Raw genomic sequence first — 4473 nt, 5'->3', positions numbered from 1 at the left:
CCGTGATGCCTCATGTCAATACCTCCGGATGGATTAGGTCGTTGCCTCACCTGTGACCTCCGGTTCGGCAGGAGTCGTTGCCTCACGTGTCTCCTCCGGTTCAGCCGGTCGCGGCACGGCGTTGCCGGGCGGTACGGCCCTTGGCCTGGGCGAGGGCTTCGAGGCGTCCGGTGTGGTGGAGGATCTCGCGTTGCAGGGCACCGAGGCGAAGCTTCTTGAACCGGGCGTTCATCGTGATCACGGGCCGTTTCCGGGTCGCGGGGTGGGCGAGGGCACGCTGGTGCGGGGTGGCGGCCTGGTGGTACTTCTTGACGACCTTGGCGCCGTCGCGGTGCTTGGAGGCCAGCTTCAGGCTGGGCAGGAAGTAGTTCGCGAACGCGTCATCCAACGCCCAGATCCGGTTCAGCAGCTCGAGCTCGGCGTCGGTGTCGTACCGGTAGTAGCCGACCAACTCCCGCACCCGGGCCCAGTTCTTCTGCTCCACGTAACAGCCGTCGTTCTTCTTCCCCGCCCGCCCGCGCGTGAACGTGATCTTGCGGGTCTCGCAGTAGTGCAGGAAGTGGTGGTTGATGAACTCCGACCCGTTGTCGGAATCGATCCCCACGATCGGGAACGGGAACATCCCGGCGGCGTGGTCGATGGCCTCGATCACCCACCGACGGGCCCGGTTCGGCACCGACCGGTTCACCGTCCACCCCGTCGCCACATCGGTCATCGTCAACGTGTAGCAGTACTCACCCGAGGCCACCCCACCGTCGTGGGCGACCAGGTCGATCTCGACGAACCCCGGCGTCGCATCGTCCCAGTCAGCGAACGTGCGGATCGGGATCTGGTGTTTCAACAACGACCCCGGCTTGGTGTGCGTCCGGCCGCGTAGCGTCATCCGCTTCCGCTCCCCGGCGAGCATCCGGTCGATCGTGGCCGCCGAGATACCGGCCAACAACTCGGCCTGGGTGTCGTCCAAGACGATCTCCCCCTCCACCCGCAGCAGGGGCACCAGCACGGGCATGAACGGCGCCAGGATCTTCCCCGCCGGCGCCCGCAACAGGGTCCAACAGCGCACCAGGGCGGGCAGCAGGTCATCGCCGTAGACCCGCGACCGCGGCTTGCGAGGCCGGACCGGTTTGACGACCAGCACCTCCCGTAACGCCGCCCGCGCATAGTCACGATGCCAGCCCGTCAACTCGACCAACTCGTCCAGGATCCGCGACTTCCCGGCCCGGTCCGCCCCCTTGTAGGCCAACGCCTTCTTCACCGTGACAGCCCTGCGCTCGCTCAAGGTCAGCTCCATCCCCGGATCGTTCAGGCGGAGACCCTTACGCGAGGCAACGACACCCCCGAACCGGAGAAACTCACCTGAGGCAACGACCCCCTCGAAGCGGAGGTCTTAGGTGAGTCAACTCGGCCGCTTGTGCGGTAGGCGGAACTGTTATACCGTCCAAAACAACAGCGTTCCGTGGGGACACGGAGAATGCACCGTCGAGGGAGATACCAATGAGGTTAGGGTCCCGATTGGCAGCTACGGTCGGAGTGGCCGCACTAATCACTGCAGCCTCGGCTGTGAACTTTGCTTCGGCCGCGGATTGTGGCGCTGTCATGGATTTCACTGCACTCACGCGGCCATCGCTCAGCAGCTGCGCAATGGAAGGCCGAACCGTCATCGTGAGTGATCTCAATCTCACGGTACCCCCGGAGGGGCAGGGTGTGGGGCAGTCCGTCACCCGCACCGCAGACAGTGACCGCTCACTGCCCACGCAGGTCGAACTCTTGCACAGTGTTTCCGGCGGTGTTGCCGTCAGTATCGATGGAGCGGATCCGATCGGGGAACCCGACGCCGTCAAGGAGATGGTCGCGCAGCAGGAAGCGTCGTTGGCTCGGGTTGAGTCCGGGCCACTTGCAGTCGCCGCAGCCTACCCATCTTGGTGCGGGTCGTCTTCTCAGTATGCGCTCACCGGGCAGAAGTGGAGCGGCAAGATCTACCAGTGGTTCACCAACTACTCCGGTCGCCCATCCAGCATGACCGAGTCTGCTCGCTACGCAGCATTCGACGCTGCCGAGGGATATATCGAGGCGAAGAACTCAACTTGCGGTGGCTCGACGCACAGCCTGGCAGTCGGGGAGGTAGGGTCCACGACCAAGGCAGTGGGTGTGCAAGATGGAAAGAGCACACAAGGTTGGAAGTCGCTGTCCTCAGGGACCCTCGCACTAACAACCTGGTGGTACGCGGGTAGCTCGACTACCGAGGCCGACATGGCGTTCAGCACGTCCGTCAGTTGGTACGCCGGGACGGGCACGGTGCCGTCAACCAAGTACGATCTTGTTTCGATCGCAACGCACGAGATCGGCCACGCCGTCGGTCTCGGCCATGTGTCAAGCACTCCCAAGCAGGTTATGTACCCGTATTTCAACCTTGGTGAGAATCGACGTGAGAAGCGGATGGGTGACCTCTATGGCATCGGTTTTCTGTACTAGCAGTCGTGTACTGGCCGTTGTGTTCGCGGCAATGACCGCGGGATGCGCGGCGGCTTCCCCATCACCATCCCCCACGGAGGTACGGATCGTCTCGCTGACATTCGGGGATGACTATCGCGGAACGGAGACTAAGTTCACCGAACTCCACGGTTCATATCGACTTGACCTGAAGTGCTCCGGTGAGGGAACTGTCAGAGTAGCCGTCCTCGTGGATAACCGCTCCATAGTGGAGACTCATATGCCATGCGAGGAGACGAGCACGGTCGTGTCCGTCGCGACTGCTGCCCAAGGACAAGTCACCCTTGAGATCGAGGGACACAAGGTGGAAGGATCTTTGTCGTTGAGCGCTGCGTAGTTCCACGATTCCATAAGGCGATATACCGTCCTGTGAATCGGCGCGTCGATCGACTTGCTGGCTTTCTCCATGGTCTACAACCCGGGAAGCCATGGAGCATCCGACTCTCGGCTGATCGAGCGTTTGTCAGTTGCCTGCGGCCAACCTCGACAGTTCCCGCGCCAGTTGCCGGTCCCTGCCTCTGGCGGCGTGCTGGTAGATCATCGCGGCGTCGGAGGTGGTATGGCGGCTATTCACACTTGGCCGTGGTGCCTTGGCTGGTCAAGCGGTGTTGCCGCGCCCGGTGGGCGCTGCGGAGCAGGATACGGGCTTGGTAGTGCTCGTTGTTTCGGTAGCCGCGCCCGGTCCGTTTGATGTGTTTGATGGCGGTGTTCGCCGCTTCGGTGCGGGCGTTGGTGACCCGGCTGGTGATGAACGCCTCGATGGCGGGCCACCAGGCGTTGAGGGTGTCCCACAGCCTGGTGGTCTCGTCGGTGTCGGCGTCTTTCACCCAGCCTTCGAGCCGCTGTTTGGCGTCACGGGCTCCTTCGAGGGTGCGGCTGGCGAGGATCAGCCGCAGTCCTTCCTTGACGCCCCAGGCGGCGCCGAGTTCGCCGGTGGGGTCGTCGCTGGTGAACACCTCATCGAGCCGGTGGCGGGCCCGCTCCGAGAGGGTGTCGTAGCCGCGGAGCAGCAGGGTGCGATGTGCCCAGGCCGGGTCGACCTTCCGGCCCCGGCGCTGGTGGAGGTCCTGGACCAGGCGTTGCCGCACCCGGGTCAGGCACAGGTTCGCCAACTGGACCAGGTGGAACGGATCGACCGCGATCTTGGCGTGCGGGAGGCTGGTGGTGATCGCCTTCTTGAACGCTGCTGAGGGGTCGATCGCAACGATCTGGATTCGGTCCCGCCAGGCCTGGCTGCGGGCGTTCAGCCAGCCCTCGACGGCAGCACTGTCACGGCCGTCGACGACCCCCAGCACCTGACCGCAGGCCGTGTTGACGAGGGTCGTCATCCACGGCTCGACCCGCCGCCAGCCGCTGCTGTCGGGGTCGCGGAACCAGCGGACCCGGCGGTAGCGGTGCTCGTCGATACCCAGGTGCTTTACGTGCAGGGCGTCGACGTCGGGCAACGTGTCGACCGCGTCGTTCACCGTCTTCTGGGTGGTCCACCACGCCACCTGATGGGTCTTGGCGACCTGGGCGACCGGCTGACCCTGGTCGATGACCGCGGTCAGCAACGCCTGACGCAAGCGCGTCGTGCACCGAGCCCGTCGCGGCAACTCGCTCGTGGTCTGGGTGAACGTCCGTCGCGGGCACCCCTGCTCGGCGCACACCAACCGTGGCTTCACCACCAACACCTCCACACCGCCGGCGTGCGGGACGTCCTTGACCCGTTGCCGACACCACGCATGCACCCGCGCCGACACCACCCCGCAGTCGGGGCAGCCGCCGGCGATGGTGTCGGCCTTCACGATCACCCGCCGACCACCCAGGGGCAGGTCGATCGCGTCGATCACGTGGTAGTCAGGCAGGTTGAAAGTCACGCTCGCAGCGTCACGCTGCGAGCACATAGGCTTGATCACAGCTCGTGGTCCTTGTCCGGTTGGATGCTTCGCAACACCCATCCCAGCGCAAGGCCACGAGCCCTTGCATCAACGACCCACCACG

At 64.6% G+C, this 4473-nt stretch carries 3 protein-coding genes; 1 reads left to right on the top strand and 2 read right to left on the bottom strand.

Going from position 1 to position 4473, the window contains the following annotated elements; all coding sequences use genetic code 11:
• Positions 1-100 precede the first annotated feature (100 nt).
• Positions 101-1291: an integrase catalytic domain-containing protein gene (locus tag AC5YDV_RS19515; protein WP_496182577.1), complete on the bottom strand. Its 1191-nt coding sequence runs from the start codon at positions 1289-1291 to the stop codon at positions 101-103.
• 413 nt (positions 1292-1704) lie between these two features.
• Here AC5YDV_RS19515 and AC5YDV_RS19510 point away from each other — a divergent pair, with 413 nt between their 5' ends.
• Positions 1705-2472 carry a matrixin family metalloprotease gene (locus AC5YDV_RS19510; RefSeq protein WP_496192570.1) on the top strand — a complete coding sequence of 256 codons (768 nt, stop codon included), beginning with the start codon at positions 1705-1707 and terminating at the stop codon, positions 2470-2472.
• Positions 2473-3056: 584 nt separating this feature from the next.
• Here the strand turns inward: AC5YDV_RS19510 and AC5YDV_RS19505 are convergent.
• The gene (locus tag AC5YDV_RS19505) at positions 3057-4349 is read right to left on the bottom strand and encodes an ISL3 family transposase (RefSeq protein WP_496185164.1); all 1293 of its coding nucleotides are present in this window, start codon (positions 4347-4349) and stop codon (positions 3057-3059) included.
• Between the last annotated feature and the right edge of the window lie 124 nt (positions 4350-4473).

The organism is Propioniciclava sp. LT432 (assembly GCF_059515965.1).
This window is presented reverse-complemented; position numbering and strand designations above follow the sequence as displayed.